Origin of the sequence: Variovorax brevis (assembly GCF_030317105.1) — a bacterium.
GTDB classification, from domain to species: Bacteria; Pseudomonadota; Gammaproteobacteria; order Burkholderiales; family Burkholderiaceae_C; genus Variovorax; species Variovorax brevis.
Genome location: NZ_JASZYG010000003.1, coordinates 501,300 through 516,584 on the forward strand (window position 1 = coordinate 501,300; position 15,285 = coordinate 516,584).

The 15,285-nt window shown below is 65.2% G+C and carries 12 protein-coding genes and 1 pseudogene; 7 read left to right on the forward strand and 6 right to left on the reverse strand.

What is annotated here, in order from left to right; translation table 11 throughout:
• The 3 genes from QTI66_RS11140 (at position 1) to QTI66_RS11150 (ending at position 3,329) form a co-directional block, all read left to right on the forward strand.
• On the forward strand, positions 1 to 780 hold the full coding sequence (locus QTI66_RS11140) for a class II aldolase/adducin family protein (protein WP_286559971.1): 780 nt from the start codon (positions 1 to 3) through the stop codon (positions 778 to 780).
• Positions 781 to 1,194: 414 nt separating this feature from the next.
• Positions 1,195 to 2,496 (forward strand): FAD-dependent oxidoreductase, encoded by a 1,302-nt coding sequence (locus tag QTI66_RS11145; protein ID WP_286559570.1) that lies wholly within the window; start codon positions 1,195 to 1,197, stop codon positions 2,494 to 2,496.
• Between the two features lie 77 nt (positions 2,497 to 2,573).
• Entirely contained in the window at positions 2,574 to 3,329 is a 756-nt protein-coding gene (locus QTI66_RS11150) for a transporter substrate-binding domain-containing protein (protein ID WP_286559571.1), read from the forward strand.
• 9 nt (positions 3,330 to 3,338) lie between these two features.
• Here the strand turns inward: QTI66_RS11150 and QTI66_RS11155 are convergent, their stop codons facing one another.
• Together QTI66_RS11155 and alaS are read right to left on the reverse strand one after the other, a co-directional pair.
• The gene (locus QTI66_RS11155; protein ID WP_286559973.1) at positions 3,339 to 4,322 is read right to left on the reverse strand and encodes a 2-dehydropantoate 2-reductase; all 984 of its coding nucleotides are present in this window, start codon (positions 4,320 to 4,322) and stop codon (positions 3,339 to 3,341) included.
• 71 nt (positions 4,323 to 4,393) lie between these two features.
• Positions 4,394 to 7,018 (reverse strand): alanine--tRNA ligase, encoded by a 2,625-nt coding sequence (gene alaS / locus QTI66_RS11160; protein WP_286559572.1) that lies wholly within the window; start codon positions 7,016 to 7,018, stop codon positions 4,394 to 4,396.
• Positions 7,019 to 7,321: 303 nt separating this feature from the next.
• Here alaS and QTI66_RS11165 point away from each other — a divergent pair, with 303 nt between their 5' ends.
• From QTI66_RS11165 to QTI66_RS11175, 3 genes are all read left to right on the forward strand, one after another.
• The gene (locus tag QTI66_RS11165) at positions 7,322 to 8,008 is read left to right on the forward strand and encodes a response regulator (RefSeq protein WP_286559573.1); all 687 of its coding nucleotides are present in this window, start codon (positions 7,322 to 7,324) and stop codon (positions 8,006 to 8,008) included.
• Positions 8,001 to 9,536 (forward strand): sensor histidine kinase, encoded by a 1,536-nt coding sequence (locus QTI66_RS11170; RefSeq protein WP_286559574.1) that lies wholly within the window; start codon positions 8,001 to 8,003, stop codon positions 9,534 to 9,536. The genes QTI66_RS11165 and QTI66_RS11170 overlap by 8 nt, the downstream gene beginning before the upstream one ends.
• Positions 9,537 to 9,602: 66 nt before the next feature.
• The gene (locus QTI66_RS11175; RefSeq protein ID WP_286559575.1) at positions 9,603 to 9,998 is read left to right on the forward strand and encodes a lysozyme inhibitor LprI family protein; all 396 of its coding nucleotides are present in this window, start codon (positions 9,603 to 9,605) and stop codon (positions 9,996 to 9,998) included.
• Between the two features lie 27 nt (positions 9,999 to 10,025).
• Here QTI66_RS11175 and QTI66_RS11180 read toward each other — a convergent pair whose 3' ends face one another.
• From QTI66_RS11180 to QTI66_RS11190, 3 genes are read right to left on the reverse strand one after another with little or no spacing between them, the layout of a single operon-like run.
• Positions 10,026 to 11,519 carry a tripartite tricarboxylate transporter permease gene (locus QTI66_RS11180; RefSeq protein ID WP_286559576.1) on the reverse strand — a complete coding sequence of 498 codons (1,494 nt, stop codon included), beginning with the start codon at positions 11,517 to 11,519 and terminating at the stop codon, positions 10,026 to 10,028.
• A gap of 4 nt (positions 11,520 to 11,523) precedes the next feature.
• Positions 11,524 to 11,997 carry a tripartite tricarboxylate transporter TctB family protein gene (locus tag QTI66_RS11185; protein ID WP_286559577.1) on the reverse strand — a complete coding sequence of 158 codons (474 nt, stop codon included), beginning with the start codon at positions 11,995 to 11,997 and terminating at the stop codon, positions 11,524 to 11,526.
• A gap of 7 nt (positions 11,998 to 12,004) precedes the next feature.
• A complete protein-coding gene (locus tag QTI66_RS11190; RefSeq protein ID WP_286559578.1) occupies positions 12,005 to 12,997 on the reverse strand; it encodes a tripartite tricarboxylate transporter substrate binding protein in 993 nt (330 codons plus the stop codon).
• Between the two features lie 227 nt (positions 12,998 to 13,224).
• On the opposite strand from QTI66_RS11190, the pseudogene QTI66_RS11195 reads away from it, so the two are divergent.
• Positions 13,225 to 14,533, forward strand: a pseudogene (locus QTI66_RS11195) (MFS transporter).
• A gap of 117 nt (positions 14,534 to 14,650) precedes the next feature.
• On the opposite strand, the gene QTI66_RS11200 reads toward QTI66_RS11195, so the two are convergent.
• On the reverse strand, positions 14,651 to 15,283 hold the full coding sequence (locus QTI66_RS11200; protein WP_353506191.1) for a response regulator: 633 nt from the start codon (positions 15,281 to 15,283) through the stop codon (positions 14,651 to 14,653).
• Positions 15,284 to 15,285 lie beyond the last annotated feature (2 nt).

Here is a 15,285-nt window from a genome sequence, read left to right on the forward strand (position 1 = left end):
ATGAATGCCACCACACCCACCGAAATGAGCGAAGTCCGCAAACTCGTCAGCGACGAGGAATGGCAGCTGCGCGTGGACCTTGCAGCCTGCTATCGGCTCGTCGCGCTGTACGGCTGGAGCGACCTCGTGTTCACGCACATCAGCGCCCGCATTCCGGGGCCCGAGCATCACTTCCTGATCAATCCCTACGGACTGATGTTTGACGAAATCACCGCGTCGAGCCTGGTCAAGGTCGACCAGCAGTGCAACAAGCTGATCGATTCGCCCTACCCCGTGAACCCGGCCGGTTTTGTGATTCACAGCGCCGTGCATGCGGCGCGCGAAGACGTCCAGTGCGTGCTGCACACCCACACGCGAGCCGGCGTCGCGGTGAGCGCACAGAAGAATGGGGTGCTGCCCATCAGCCAGCAATCGACCTTCGTGCTGGGCTCGCTGGCCTATCACGACTACGAAGGCGTCGCCTTCCGCGACGACGAGAAGCCGCGCCTGCAGGCCGACATGGGCGAAGCCAACTACCTGATGCTTCGTAACCATGGCTTGCTCACCGTGGGAAAGACCATTGCCGATGCGTTTCTTGCGATGTACGTCTTCGAGACCACCTGCCAGATCCAGATCGCGGCACAATCGGGCGGCACCGAACTCACGCAAGTCGATCCGCGCATCATCGAAGGGGTCGGGCACGCGATGAAGGTGCAGACCGGCGGCGGTTTGGGGGGTCAGTTTGTCTGGCCCTCGTTGATCCGGAAGCTCGATCGCACCGACCCGGGCTACCGGCAATAGCGCATCCACGCCGGGCACCTGCAACGCCCCCTGCAAGCGCGCGCAAGGAGCGCGATCTGCTCAGGGCTGCGCAAACAATCCGCGAGCGCAACTCTCCGTCGCCCGCGGTTGCGCTCTTTACGCTGCCTAACCAGATAAATGTCACAGCCCGACAACATATATGGTAGGCATGTGAAAGGTGACGGCAGCTATACTCTCCCTGAAGTAATACCAACTAATTAAAAGCGCCCTACCTGCGCCGCAGGTTGAAGCACACAGGGAGTTAGCAATGCACGCCGTTAATAGACAGCCCGGTTCTCTTGCAGGAACCGGGTTGATGGGTTTTTTTTCGTCTAGAGAATCGGCACTTTTCGTACGCGCCTTTGGGAATCCGGCGAATTTCCCCATCGGCTATTGCCCAATTCGGGGGCGCTGATGGCAAAGCGCATTGTCGTCATTGGCGCAGGCATTGCAGGCCTCGCAACGGCTGAACTTCTGCAAAGATATCCGGGCAACAGCGTCATCCTCGTTGAAGCGACGGAGCAGGTCGGCTCAGGTTCCAGCATGGACCAACACGGGTGGTTTCACGCGGGAAGCCTTTACTCCCTGCGCTCCAACCACCTGACGATGAGTTCGGCGCTGAGCAACCTCTCGGTGCTCATCGATCACTACGCGAATTTTTTTGGCGCCAAGCCCGAGGACGATGGACCGCCCCTTCCATCGACGTGGTTCGAAGCCCGATCCATCCAGTATCTTTTTCCGGGCGACCATGGCGCCCTGGTCGAATCATTTTTGGCCGATCCGCGAGGCTACAAAGACAGGGCGTTGCGTAATTTCACCGAGCATGCCGGAGCCATTGCAACAGCCGAGGCGCGCATGGGGCGAATGCTCGGCTTCGACCGGGTACTCAATGGCATCAAGCTGGTCGGCGCAGACTCCCCGATGCGCACGCCGACCATTGTTCGCGACCTGGCCGAAAGCTTTCTCACCAATGGCGGTGCGATTCGATTTGGCGCCGTCTGCCTGGGCTATGAACGCCAAGCCGCCGGCGATATCAAGGTTTCGCTGGCCGGTGGCGAGTCGGTCACGGCCAATGAATTGATTTTCTGCACGGGCGGCCAGTCCCAGGGCGCGCATCATATGCACACCAAGGCGTCGGTTCGCAAAAGCCCGGTTCTGGTGTCGTCGCCGAAATTGTGGCCCGATAACCTCGTGGTCGTCGAGGACGAGAATTACCCTTCGCTTTCCCATATCCTGCATAGATTCCACGGCATTGAATATTCCGTCATATCGGGCGGCTATTCCGCCGACGCCGAGGATATTGAAGGTCAGAAAAGAATTGCAGAGGAATTACGTCAGGTTGTGTTGCGCTATTTCCCGACGCGCGCCCAAGACGCAAAAATGCAGGTCTTCTTTGGCACCAAAGTGGATCTGGAAGGCGATGGCAACGCCCGCGACTACTCCCCGCAAATTGCGGAACTCGACGCCAATGTGCTGTCGATTTTTCCGGGCAAGTTTTCGTTTTCCTTTCTTCTTGCCAAGGATGTTGCAAGGCGGATCATGAATTGTTCGGCCGTGCCGGAAGCGCCTGCTGTTCGCAGCAGCATCGACGCCCGCCGCGTGGCTCGCCCACGCCATGAACTCATCGCCGGGGAGCTCATCGATCAGGAACTGCACCGCCATCTTCAGGCCGACTTTCTGGCCAAGCTGGTGTGTCCCAAGCCGCTGGTCACCTGAACGTTGAACCAGCCCGCCGAGCGCAATGCGCGCTGGTTGGAGGAAGCACGGCAGCTTGCAAGCAAAATGCTGCAACCATGACCCATCCCTCCATCTCCCCCGCTGTCGTCGCGGCGTTCTGTCCGACGGGCAAGCTGCGCGCCTCCATCAATCTCGGCAATCCGATCCTCGCCAATCGCGATCCGGCCACGGGCGAGCCGGTCGGCATTTCGATCGACCTCGCGCGGGCTTTTGGCGAACGCCTGGGCGTCGAGACCGAGTGGCTCGTGTTTGACAAGGCAGTCCAGTCAGTGACCGCGGTGCGAAACGAGCAGGCGGACATCGGCTTCTTCGCCATCGACCCCGCGCGCAGTGAAGGCTTGCGCTTCACCGCGCCCTACGTGCTGATCGAAGGCAGTTATCTCGTACCGCAGCCATCGGCCCTGCAGGACAACGAAGCGGTCGACCACGCGGGCGTGCGGATCGGCGTGGCTTCGGGCAGCGCCTACGACCTTTTCCTCACGCGCGAGATCAAGAGTGCCGCCATCGAACGGTTGCTGAAGGCGGAAGACGTCGTTGAAGCGCTCCTCGGGGGCCGGGTCGAGGTGGCCGCCGGCATCCGCCAGATGCTCGAATCCGTCGCAGCCGGCAGCCAGGGCGCGCTGCGCCTGCTGCCTGGCCGCTTCATGGTCATTCAGCAGGCAATGGGCACACCGGCCAGCCGTGGCGATGAGGCCGCGGCGCTGCTTTCGAGCTTTGTCGAGGAGATGAAAGCCAGTGGCTTCGTTGCCGACTCGATGAAACGCCACGGCATCCAGGGCGCGACCGTCGCGCCGGCCGGCGCCGTCGCCTGAGGGGTCGGTTCAGAGCTTCAGGGCGGCGAGCATCTGCCGGGAGGCCAGGCGCTGCGGCTCGGCGGGCCATACGTCCAGCAGTTCGACCATCTTGGCATTGCGCGGTGCGTCCATGCCCAAGCTGCGTGCAAGGCGCACCACCTCACCGCACAACGCGTCCACTTCGGTCCGTCGACCGAGCGCCAAATCGTCGGCCATGCTCGATCGCGCCTTGGCATCTACGCGCAGCATGCGGGCGGCGATGATCCGAAAGAGTGGCGTGGGAAGGCGAAGAATCGCTGGCAAGCGCTGCGCCGGCACTGCCGCCACCTTGGCCGGCTCGATGCCCGCACGCGCGAGCACCTGCAAGGCTTCCTCGATGAGCGCGGCAAAACATCGCCTGAAGCCGCGCTCCATCAACTGCGCACGCAGCGGCAGGCCGGAGAGCGCGTTCACGGGATTGTTGAGGTTGAGCATCAGCTTGCCCCACTGGATCGGGAGGGCGTTGTCCACCAGATCCAGCGGAATGCCCGCGCGTTCGAACACCGCCGTCCAGCCCTGCAGCGCGGGATCGCGCTGCGCGACCAGCCGGCCCGCGGTTCCCCGGTGATAAACGCCCGGGCCCAACTCGGCAACGTTGTACGGCACCATCCCCGGCAAGACCTTCAGCCCCTCGCCGGCCTGTGCCGCAATGGCGGCATTGGAGATTCCGTTCTGCATGGACACCAAAGGCGTGCCGCGGGGCAATGCCGCCGCCAACTGGGCGGCCGCCTCGGCCGTCGCGCCACTCTTGACGCACAGCAGGACCAGCGTCGGGCGGCTCCCCTGAGGAACATCCAGCGCCAACTTCAGCGACGACGACGCAAGAACATGCCTGCCGCCTTCCAGGTCCGTCAACGTGAGACCCTTTTGCGACAACGCATCGATGGTGCGCTGTCGGCCCACGAACGTCACCGGCACACCCGCGGCCGCGAGACTTCCGCCGAGGAAGCAGCCGATGGCGCCCGCGCCCATGACCAGCACTTCGCCGGGCGAGTTGCTGCCTGTGGTGTCTTGCGGAGTCACTGAGTTTCGACGCGTGCGAATCAGGCGCGCTGCGCAACCCAGTCGCGCACGGACTGCAACGCCGCCGGCAGGGCTGCCGCATCGGTGCCGCCGGCCATCGCCATGTCGGGCTTGCCACCGCCCTTGCCACCGACCTGCTGCGCGACGAAGTTGACCAGCTCACCCGCCTTGACCCGGCCCATGGCATCGGCCGTGACGCCCGCGGCCAGTTGCACCTTGCCGCCATCCACGGCGGCCAGCACGATGGCCGCGCTCTTCAGCTTGTCCTTGAGCTTGTCCATGGTGTCGCGCAAGGTCTTCGCGTCCGCGCCGTCGAGCTTGGCGGCCAGCACCTTGATGCCGTTGACGTCGACGGCTTGCGCCACCAGTTCGTCGCCCTTCGAGGAAGCCAGCTTGCCCTTGAGCGCACCGATTTCGCGCTCCAGCGCGCGCACCTGCTCGAGCACCTGCGCCAAGCGTCCCTGCACCTCGGCGCTCGGCGCCTTGAGGGTCGCGGCCACGCTGTGCACCGTCGACTCCAGGTCCTGCAGATAGCTCAGCGCGTTGGCGCCCGTCACCGCTTCGATGCGGCGGATACCGGCCGCGACGCCACCTTCGCTCACGATCTTGAAAAGGCCGATGTCGCCGGTGCGGCTGACGTGCGTGCCGCCGCACAGTTCGCGGCTGCTGCCGATGTCGAGCACGCGCACGGTGTCGCCGTACTTCTCGCCGAACAGCATCACGGCGCCCGTCTTCTGGGCAGACTCCAGGTCCATCACGCGCGCTTGCGTCGCCTCGTTGGCAACGATCTCGACGTTGACGCGCTTTTCGATCTCGATGATCTGCTCGCGCGTGACCGGTGCGTTGTGCGTGAAGTCGAAGCGCGTCTTGTCGGCGTCGACCAGCGAGCCCTTTTGCTGCACGTGATCGCCCAGCACTTCGCGCAGGGCCTTGTGCATCAGGTGGGTCACGCTGTGGTTGCGCATGGTCGCGGCGCGGCGTGCGCCATCGACTGCGGCCTTGACCGTGTCGCCGACCTTCAACGTGCCTTGCGTTTGCGTGCCGTGGTGGCCGAACACGTCGGCCTTGATCTTCTGCGTGTCCTCGACACCGAACTGCACGCCTTCGGCGGTGATGACGCCCTGGTCGCCCACTTGGCCGCCGCTCTCGGAATAGAAGGGCGTGGTGTCGAGCACGACGATGCCGGGCTGGCCTTCCTTCAGTTCATTGACCGCGGCGCCTTCGAAGTACAGCGCGACGACCTTGGCGCTTTCTTCGAGATGCTCGTAGCCGGTGAACACGTTGCCCGAGCCGCCGTATTCGACGGCACGTTCCATCTTGAACTTGCCGGCAGCACGGCCCGCGGCCTTCTGCTTTTCCATGGCCGCATGGAAGCCGGCTTCGTCCACGGCGACGCCGCGTTCACGGCACACGTCGGCCGATAGATCGAGCGGAAAACCGTAGGTGTCGTGCAGCTTGAAGGCGACTTCGCCCGGCAGCACCTTGGCATCGCCGGCCAGCGCCGCGTCGAGGATTTCCATGCCGTTGGCCAGCGTTTCGAAGAAGCGCTCTTCCTCGGCCTTCAGCGTGTCGGTGATGCGCTTTTCGTCGGCGACCAGCTTGGGATAGGCGTCGCCCATCAGCGCCACCAGATCGGGCACGAGCTTGTGGAAGAAAGGCTTCTTCTGCCCCAGCTTGTAGCCGTGGCGAATCGCGCGGCGAACGATGCGCCGCTGCACGTAGCCGCGGCCTTCGTTGCTCGGGATGACGCCATCGGCCACGAGGAAGGCGGTCGCGCGAATGTGGTCGGCAATGACGCGCAGGCTGTTGTTGCCCAGGTCCTTCTCGCCCGTTTCGCGCGAGGCCGCCTTGATGAGCCGATCGAAGATGTCGATTTCGTAGTTGCTGTGCACGTGCTGCAAGATGGCAGCCAGGCGCTCCAGTCCCATGCCGGTGTCGACGCAGGGTGCGGGCAGCTTCTTCACGCTGCCGTCGGGCTGCATGTCGAACTGCATGAACACGTGGTTCCAGATCTCGATGAAGCGGTCGCCGTCTTCGTCCGGGCTGCCCGGGGGGCCGCCGGGAATGTGCGGACCGTGGTCGTAGAAAATCTCGGAGCACGGGCCGCAGGGGCCGGTGTCGGCCATCATCCAGAAGTTGTCGGAGGCGTACTTGGCGCCCTTGTTGTCGCCGATGCGGATCACGCGCTCGGGCGGCAGCCCGATTTCCTTGGTCCAGATGTCGTAGGCCTCTTCGTCCTCGTGGTAGACCGTCGCCAGCAGGCGCTCGGCCGGCAGCTTGTAGACCTGCGTGAGCAGTTCCCAGCCCCACTTGAGCGAGTCGCGCTTGAAGTAGTCGCCAAAGCTCCAGTTGCCCAGCATCTCGAAGAAGGTGTGGTGCCGCGCGGTGTAGCCGACGTTCTCCAGATCGTTGTGCTTGCCGCCGGCGCGCAGGCAGGCCTGCACCGAGGCGGCGCGCACATACGAGCGCTTGTCGGTGCCCAGGAACACGTCCTTGAACTGGACCATGCCCGAGTTGGTGAACATCAGGGTCGGGTCGTTGCCCGGCACGAGCGGGCTCGACGCCACCACCGTGTGGCCCTTCGAGGCAAAGAAGTCGAGAAAAGTCTTGCGAATGTCGGCGACGGTGAACGTGGGCTGGCTCATGGGATGGAAGGGTTACGTCTCCCGGCGCGCAAACGCGGGACGCACCCCTCTAACTGCTTGATTTGAATGAACTTTCCATTATAGGTTTGGACCCTTTCCCCCACCGTTCCCGGGACGGCCGCGCCCGGGCAACGAAACGTGTCAACGTTTCGCATTCTTGAGCAGCGTGCCGGGTTCGCTGGTCAAGAAGCCGGTCGTGCACGCTGAAATCCATTTCTGGACGTCGTCATTAGAATCCGCAGCCATCGCGGCCCTTTTGGGGTCGCACCCCTCGGCTCGCTGCTGGTGTGAGAAGGCGTCTGTATGCGGATCCTGCTGGTCGAAGACGAAGCCGAACTCGCGGCGTGGCTCGCCCGCGCCTTGAAGCAAAGCGGCTTCGTGCCCGACCATGCACCTGACGCGCGCACAGCCAAGGCCCTGATGGCCGGCAACGAATACGACGCCGTACTGCTCGACCTGCGGCTGCCCGACAGGCATGGCCTGAGCTTGCTCAGCGAAATGCGCGACGCCGGCAACCGTACGCCGGTGCTGGTGCTGACGGCCGAAGGCTCCTTGCAGGACCGGGTCCGCGGCCTGAACCTCGGCGCCGATGACTTCCTGAGCAAGCCGTTCGCCATCGAGGAGGTGGAAGCACGCCTGACGGCCCTCGTGCGCCGCAGCAGTGGCGTGCAGCACCCGAAGATGCAATGCGGCTCCCTGACCCACGACTCGGCCAGCGGCGCCTTCATGCTCAAAGGCGAGTTGCTCGCCCTCACGCCCCGCGAACACGCGGCCCTGATGGCGCTGATGCTGCGAAGCGGCAAGCCGGTCGGCAAGCAGCGGCTGTCCGGCAAGGTCTTTCCGCATGACAGCGAGGTGAGCCCGGCGGCCATCGAACTCGTCCTGCACCGCTTGCGCCGCAAGCTCGCGGACAGCGACGTGCGCATCACCACTGTGCGTGGCCTCGGCTACATGCTCGAAGCCGGTGCGCGCATGGCCGACCATGGCTGAGCCGCGCCGCATCGGCATTCGCACGCTGCTGCTCGCGCTCCTGCTCCCCGGCATTGTCCTGCTCCTGGCGGTCGATTCGTGGAACGACTACCGCGACATTTCCCGCGTCGTCGGCGACGCCTATGACCAGGTGCTGGTCGAGCCGGTGCAGGCGCTCAACGACAGCGTTGTCCTGGGCGCCGATGGCAAGCCACGAATGGAGGCGGCCTTCTCCGTGGAGGCGATGTTCGAATCCAGACGCTCGCGCCGCAGGTACCTGCACGTTGGCCATGTGCCGGTGTCCAGGGCTGCCGATGGCGCCGTGCAGACTTCGGCTACCGCACAAGAAACAACGCTGACGGGCGTGCCCGACTTCCCGAAGCCGCCGCCAGGCCCCGACGGCCAACCGTACTTCCACGACGCAACGTACCGCGACGACCCGGTGCGCATCGCGACTTTGCGTCGCACGATCTGGGTCACGCCGAGCGCGGGATACCTCATCGTGTGCCAGGCCGCGGAAAGCATCGGCGCCCGCCAGCAGGCACTGGACGCGTCGTGGCACCAGGCGCTGTGGAACGACCTCCGCCTCGTGATCCTGATGGTCGTGCTGGTGTGGCTGGGCGTGTGGCTCTCGCTGCGCCCGCTCGAGCGCCTGCGCCGCGCCGTGGCCATTCGCCGGCCCGGCGCGCTCGAACCACTGGACGCCAGCGGCGTGCCCTACGAAGTGGTGCCACTGGTCGATGCCGTAAACCACCACATCGGCAGCCAGAGCCGCTTGCTGGCTGCCCAGACGCGCTTCCTGGCCGACGCCTCGCATCAGTTGCGAACCCCGCTGGCCATCATGCTGGCGCAGGCCGGCTATGCGCTGCGCGAGCGCGACGCAGAACCCATGCGCGACACCCTTCGCGCCATCGTCGTCCAGCTCACCCGCGCGCGAAGGCTGAGCGAGCAACTGTTGTCACTGGCGCATGCCAATGAAACCGCGCCACCAGCGGGAGGGGCGACAGCCGACCTCAACGCCGTGGCGCGCGAGGTGGTCTTGCAGCACCTGCCGCTGGCCCACGAAAAGCAGCAAGACCTCGGATGGGTCGACGCACGTGGCGACACGCAGGACGATGAAGCCGAAGGCGACATCGAGGACCCGGTGGCCCCCGTGGCGGCCGACGCTGCCGAATTGCATGAAGCGCTCTCGAACCTGGTGCACAACGCCATCAAGTACACGCCCGAGGGTGGCCGCGTCACCGTGACGGTCCGTCTCGCGGATGACGCTGCCGAAGCGGAAGTCTGCGACACCGGCCCCGGCATTGCACAGGGCCGCCGCGACGCGGTCTTCGAGCGCTTTGCGCAGGGCGCTGCGAGCGACGCAGACGACGCTCGCGGTGCAGGATTGGGACTTGCCATCGCCCGGGCGTATGCGCGGCGCCATGGCGGCGACATCACGCTCGATGACGCGCCCGGCATCGACGGTGTGCGCGGCGGCCTGCGCGCCACCCTGCGCATCCCGCGCGATGCCACACGCCCCATGGCACCGACACGGCGCAACGGGTAGTCTTGAGAGTTGCAAAAGCCAGTTCGGGAATGCCTGCCGCACCCACGACAACCCCGGGAATCCACCATGCGCCTGATCGTCCTGCCCCTCTTGCTGCTATCGCTTGCAACACCCGCCCTTGCGCAGATGTTCGGACCGGAGTACGCCACTTGCAGCAACGGAAACACCGCGCAGATCGTCGACTGCGTCGGCAAGCTGACCAAGACCTGGGACCGGCGGCTCAACACCGCCTACCAGGCGCTGATGCAACGTGTCGACCCGGGCCAGAAAGACCCGTTGAAGGCGGCCCAGCGCCTGTGGATCCAGTACCGCGACGCGAACTGCAAGGTCTACGCTTCGGGCGAAGGAAGCATCCATCAAGTCGAGGCGGCCGAGTGCCTGCACGCGATGACGCAGCAACGCACTTGCGAGTTGGAGGCCACCAGCCTCGGCGAAGGCAAGCCCGGCGCGGGCTGCAAATAGCGCGCCAACAACGCGGCAAGGAAGCGCCTACGCCGGCTGAGGCGATCGTCGCAGCATCCGCCGTATCAGGGGCGCGGTCCACACCAGCACCGACACCAACGCCAGCCCCGCCGCAATCGGCCGCGACACGAAACCCATCAGGTTGCCGTCGGACTTGATCATCGAGGTGATGAAGTTCTCCTCCAGCATGCCGCCCAGCACCACGCCGAGGATGGCCGGCGCAATGGGGAACTTGTTCTCCTCCAGCACGTAGGCGATCACGCCCGCCACCAGCATCACGACAATGTCGAACAGCGAGTTGTTGATGGCAAAGGCCCCGACGATGCAGAACATCAGGATCAGCGGCATCAGCACGTTGCGCGGCACCAGCAGGATGCGCTTGGATGCCTTGATGCACAGGATGCCCAGCGGAATCATGATGATGTTGGCAATGATGAACAGCATGAACACCGCGTAGATGTTCTGCGGATTCGTGGTGAACAGCGTCGGCCCCGGGTTCAGGTTCTTCATGTAGAGCACGCCGATCACGATGGCCGTGATCGAGTCGCCCGGAATGCCGAACACCAGCGCCGGAATCCACGCGCCGGCCAGCGCGCTGTTGTTGGCCGAGCCCGATTCGACGATGCCTTCGACATGGCCGGTGCCGAACTTCTCCGGCTCCTTCGAGAACTTCTTGCTCATCGCGTACGACATCCACGCCGCGATGTCCGCGCCCGCGCCCGGCAGCGCACCGACCGCCGTGCCGAGCACGCTGCCGCGCAGGATCTGCACCGGGTACTTCTTCGCCAGCGCCCATTGCCCTGCAAGCACGCTGCCCACCTTCGACACGACGAGTTCGGGCGGCGGCAGCGTGTCGACCGCATAGCGGATCACTTCGGAGATCGCGAACATGCCGATCATCATCGGGATCATGCCGATGCCGCCCGTCATGTCGGCATTGCCGAAGCTGAAGCGCGGAAAGCCCGCTGGATTGCCCAGCCCCACGCAGGCCACGAGCAGCCCCAGCAGCAGCGTGACCAGCCCCTTGAGCGGACGGTCCGAGGTGATGAACACCGCGCACGTGAGTCCGAGCAACACCAGCCAGAAATACTCGTACGAACTGAAGTTGAGCGCGAAGTCCGCCAGTGCCGGCGCGGCCACGATCAGCACCACCGTGCCGAACAGGCCACCGACGGCAGAGAACACCAATCCCGCGCCCAGAGCCTGTTCAGCCATCCCCTTGCGCGTCATCGCAAAGGCCTCGTCCGTGTAGGCAGCCGATGCGGGCGTTCCCGGAATGCGCAGCAGGCAACCCGGAATGTCGCCCGAGAAGATCGCCATCGCCGTCGACGTGACCATCGCCGCGATGGCCGGAATCGGCGGCATGAAGAAGGTGATGGGCACCAGCAGCGCCACCGCCATCGTCGCCGAGAGTCCCGGCACCGCGCCCACGAACAGGCCGTAGAGCGAAGCAGCCACCATCACCACCAGCGTGTACGGGTCGAACACCATCGAGAAGGCTTGCGCCAGCGCAGAGGACATGGGGCTACCAGGCGTAGGGAGTGAACACGCCCCAAGGCAGCGGCACGCGCAGCAGCTTGTAGAACGCGACATGGATGACGAAGGTGGCGATCACCGCGATCAGCACCGAGCGTCCCGGCGGGACCGCCAGCGCCCACATGAGTGCGGCCAGCACCAACGTCGACGTGATGAAGAAGCCGAGCTTGTCGGCCGCGAGCACATAGAACGCGATGCCGGCGACGACCAGCACCGCGGCGGCCACGTGCCGGGGCGATCGCACCCACGCGTCGAAGTGCAGCCACGGCATCACCGAGCGGTCGCGCCAGCCGCGGATCATCAGCAGCAAGCCGCAGACGCACAGGCCGAATGCGATCAACCCCGGAAAGATCGCCGGCCCGACCTGCTGCCCGGGAATCTTCGGATAGCCCTGCACCACCCACAGGACGGCGCTGCCGAGCAGCAGCAACAGCAGTCCGAAGACTGCGTCGTTGATCTTCATCGTCCGCTTACTTGGCGATGCCCACGGCCTTCATCGTCGCGCCCAGCTCGGCGTCCGACTTGGCCATGAACTTGCCGAAGTCATCCGGCCCGGCGTAGACCACGCCGAAGCCGCGCGACGCCATGAACTCGGTGTACTCCTTGCTCGCAGCCACCTTCTGGACGGCGGCGCTCAGCTTGTCGCGTGCGTCCGCGGGAATGCCCTTGGGCGCCACGATGCCGCGCCATGCCGCCATGGTCCAGTCGCTGCCGATGGCGGCCTTGAGCGTGGGCACGTTGGGATACAGCGCCGCAGGCTTGTCGTTCATGATCGCCAGGCTCTTGACCTTGCCCGCGTCGATGAGCGAGCGCGCCTCGGGCAGCGACACCGGCGCGATCTCGATGCCACCGGCCACCATGTCCTGCAGGCCCGGCGCGGCGCCGTTGCTCGGGACCCAGGGCACCGCGGCGGGATCGATCTTCTGGTCACGCAGCAGCCCGGCGATGGCCAGGTGCCAGATGCCGCCCTGCCCCGTGCCCGAGGCCTTGAGCTTGCCGGGGTTCGCCTTGATGGCGGCGAGCAGGTCGTTCACCGTCTTGTAGGGTGCGTCCGCCCGAACCTGCACGCCGGCCGGGTCGGCGTTGACCAGGCCGATGGGCGTGTAAGAGGCGCCGGTCAGCTCCGTCAGGCCCTGCCAGTGCATCATGCCGATCTCGACCGTCGCCAGGCCAATGGTGTAGCCGTCGGGCGCTGCCGAAGCGATGGCCGCGTGGCCGACGACACCACTGCCGCCGGTGCGGTTCACCACGGTGAAGGGTTGGCCCATTTCCTTTTCGAGCAGGCTCGCGATGATGCGAGCGGTGGCGTCGGTGCCGCCGCCGGCGCCCCAGGGCACGATCAGGGTCACGGGGCGGGCTGGATAGCCTTGCGCGGCCGCGGGAAGCGCCGTCGCCAACAAGGCCAGGCTGCCCAGCGCGGCACCCACGTGGTTGATGAAGGAACGGCGTGAACGGACGCGCATGCTTGTCTCCTGTCGATGTGTTGTGAAGCCGAAGTGGTCAGACCACCTGCTTTTTTCGCACGGTTCACGTTCGGAGACATTAGGGCGAACCAAGGGTTGCGGCCGCGTGCCGGCTGTGTTCGGGAAGCGGGCGCGCCCCAATCGGCGCACAATGCCTTCGCCCGGCGTGCATGAACGTGACGCCGGCTTGAGCCATCAGTCCGCGCACATCCTCTACTGGAGACAGCATGAGTACAACAACCATTGCGACTGGCGGCCCGACACCTTCTGCCGATACGTCCAGGATCGGCGCTGTGCTTCGGGTCACGAGCGGCAACTTCCTCGAGCAGTTCGACTTCTTCCTGTTCGGTTTCTACGCAACCTACATCTCCAAGGCCTTCTTCCCTGCGAGCAGCGAGTTCGCCTCGCTGATGCTGACTTTCGCGGTCTTTGGCGCAGGCTTCCTGATGCGGCCACTGGGCGCGATCATCCTGGGGGCGTACATCGACGAGGTGGGCCGCCGCAAGGGTCTCATCGTCACGCTGGGCATCATGGCCTGCGGCACGGTGCTCATCGCCTTCGTGCCCGGCTACGCCAGCATCGGGCTGATTGCGCCTGCGCTGGTGCTGCTGGGGCGACTGCTGCAGGGCTTTTCGGCGGGGGCTGAACTGGGCGGCGTCTCGGTGTATCTCTCGGAGATGGCGACGCCGGGCCACAAGGGGTTCTACACCTCGTGGCAATCGGCCAGCCAGCAGGTCGCCATCGTGCTGGCCGCAGCGCTCGGCTTTGCGCTCAACGAGATGATGGCACCCGACGCACTGGCCGACTGGGGCTGGCGCATTCCGTTCTTCGTGGGCTGCATGATCATTCCGTGCATCTTCGTGCTGCGCCGCTCGCTGCAGGAAAACCGACGCCTTCAAGGCGCGGGCGCACCACCCGAGCACGCGCGAGGTGTTCCAGTCCATGACGCGCAACTGGCGCGTCGTGCTGGCCGGGATGCTGCTGGTCGCCATGACGACGACGACCTTCTACCTGATCACCGTCTACACGCCGACCTTCGGCAAATCGGTGCTGCACCTGAGCGCACGCGACAGCCTGATCGTGACATTGCTGGTCGCCGTCACCAACTTCATCTGGCTGCCCATCGGCGGAAGCATTTCGGACCGCATCGGCCGAAAGCCGGTGCTGCTCGCCATCACCGTGCTGGCGATCCTCACCGCTTACCCCACCATGCACTGGCTGGCGGCGGCGCCGAGCTTCGGCCGCATGCTCGACGTGCTGCTGTGGTTCTCGTTTCTGTTCGGCATGTACAACGGCGCCATGGTCGTGGCGCTGACCGAGGTGATGCCGGTCGAAGTGCGCGTGGTCAGCTTCTCGCTGGCCTACAGCCTGGCGACCGCCATCTTCGGCGGCTTCACGCCGGCGATCTCGACCTGGCTGATCGAGTCCAGCGGCGACAAGGCGGCACCGGCCTGGTGGATGAGCTTTGCCGCAGTCTGCGGGCTGATCGCGACGCTGACCCTGTACCGCAAAGGCCGCAAGCCTTCAACGGTTTGACTTTCTCCTTCCCCTCCCGGGGGAAGGTCGGGATGGGGGCACGGGGCCTTCCCAGCCGCCACAGCTTCTCAAATGCCCGGAGCCCCCATCCCTGCCTTCCCCCGGAGGGGGAAGGAGTCAGAGCGTGATCCAGCCGTTGGTCACGGCGATCTTCAGCAAATCGCTCGCCGTGTCCACGCCCAGCTTGCGACGCAGGCTGAAGCGGTGCGTCTCCACCGTGCGCACGCTGATGTCGAGTTCCCGGGCCACCAGCTTGTTGCTGCGGCCGTTGGCCAGCAGCACCAGCACCTCGTGCTCCCGCGCCGTGAGCTGGGGCGCAGGCGTCATGGCCTCCTTCAGCACATGCCGCACCTGCGGGCTGAAATATTCCCCGCCGGTGCACACCGAGCTGATGGCGTCCAGGATTTCCTCGGTGGGCGACTCCTTCAGCACATAGCCGCGCGCACCGGCGCGGATGGCGCTCAGCACGTACTCGCGGTTGTCGTACATGCTGAGCATCAGCACGCGAATCGAAGGGTGACGCGCGCGCAAGGTCGTGGCGAGCTCGATCCCGTTCATGCCGCGCATGCCGACGTCGATGAGCATGAGGTCCGGCGGATTGGCCTGCGCCAGCTCCAGCGCCTCGGCGCCGCTGGACGCCTCGCCGATGACCTCCAAGTGCGTCACCACGGCCAGGCGGGCGCGCAGGCCGTCGCGCACCAGCGAATGGTCGTCGACGATGGCCAGGCGAATGGGGGGAGGAAAAGACATAT

What these genes read in the sequence shown, in the direction of transcription:
- QTI66_RS11140 (WP_286559971.1), top strand. Translation starts at nt 1, where the DNA reads ATGAATGCCACCACACCCACCGAAATGAGCGAAGTCCGCAAACTCGTC.
- QTI66_RS11145 (WP_286559570.1), top strand. Translation starts at nt 1,195, where the DNA reads ATGGCAAAGCGCATTGTCGTCATTGGCGCAGGCATTGCAGGCCTCGCA.
- QTI66_RS11150 (WP_286559571.1), top strand. Translation starts at nt 2,574, where the DNA reads ATGACCCATCCCTCCATCTCCCCCGCTGTCGTCGCGGCGTTCTGTCCG.
- QTI66_RS11155 (WP_286559973.1), bottom strand. Translation starts at nt 4,322, where the DNA reads ATGGGCGCGGGCGCCATCGGCTGCTTCCTCGGCGGAAGTCTCGCGGCC.
- alaS (WP_286559572.1), bottom strand. Translation starts at nt 7,018, where the DNA reads ATGAGCCAGCCCACGTTCACCGTCGCCGACATTCGCAAGACTTTTCTC.
- QTI66_RS11165 (WP_286559573.1), top strand. Translation starts at nt 7,322, where the DNA reads ATGCGGATCCTGCTGGTCGAAGACGAAGCCGAACTCGCGGCGTGGCTC.
- QTI66_RS11170 (WP_286559574.1), top strand. Translation starts at nt 8,001, where the DNA reads ATGGCTGAGCCGCGCCGCATCGGCATTCGCACGCTGCTGCTCGCGCTC.
- QTI66_RS11175 (WP_286559575.1), top strand. Translation starts at nt 9,603, where the DNA reads ATGCGCCTGATCGTCCTGCCCCTCTTGCTGCTATCGCTTGCAACACCC.
- QTI66_RS11180 (WP_286559576.1), bottom strand. Translation starts at nt 11,519, where the DNA reads ATGTCCTCTGCGCTGGCGCAAGCCTTCTCGATGGTGTTCGACCCGTAC.
- QTI66_RS11185 (WP_286559577.1), bottom strand. Translation starts at nt 11,997, where the DNA reads ATGAAGATCAACGACGCAGTCTTCGGACTGCTGTTGCTGCTGCTCGGC.
- QTI66_RS11190 (WP_286559578.1), bottom strand. Translation starts at nt 12,997, where the DNA reads ATGCGCGTCCGTTCACGCCGTTCCTTCATCAACCACGTGGGTGCCGCG.
- QTI66_RS11200 (WP_353506191.1), bottom strand. Translation starts at nt 15,283, where the DNA reads ATGTCTTTTCCTCCCCCCATTCGCCTGGCCATCGTCGACGACCATTCG.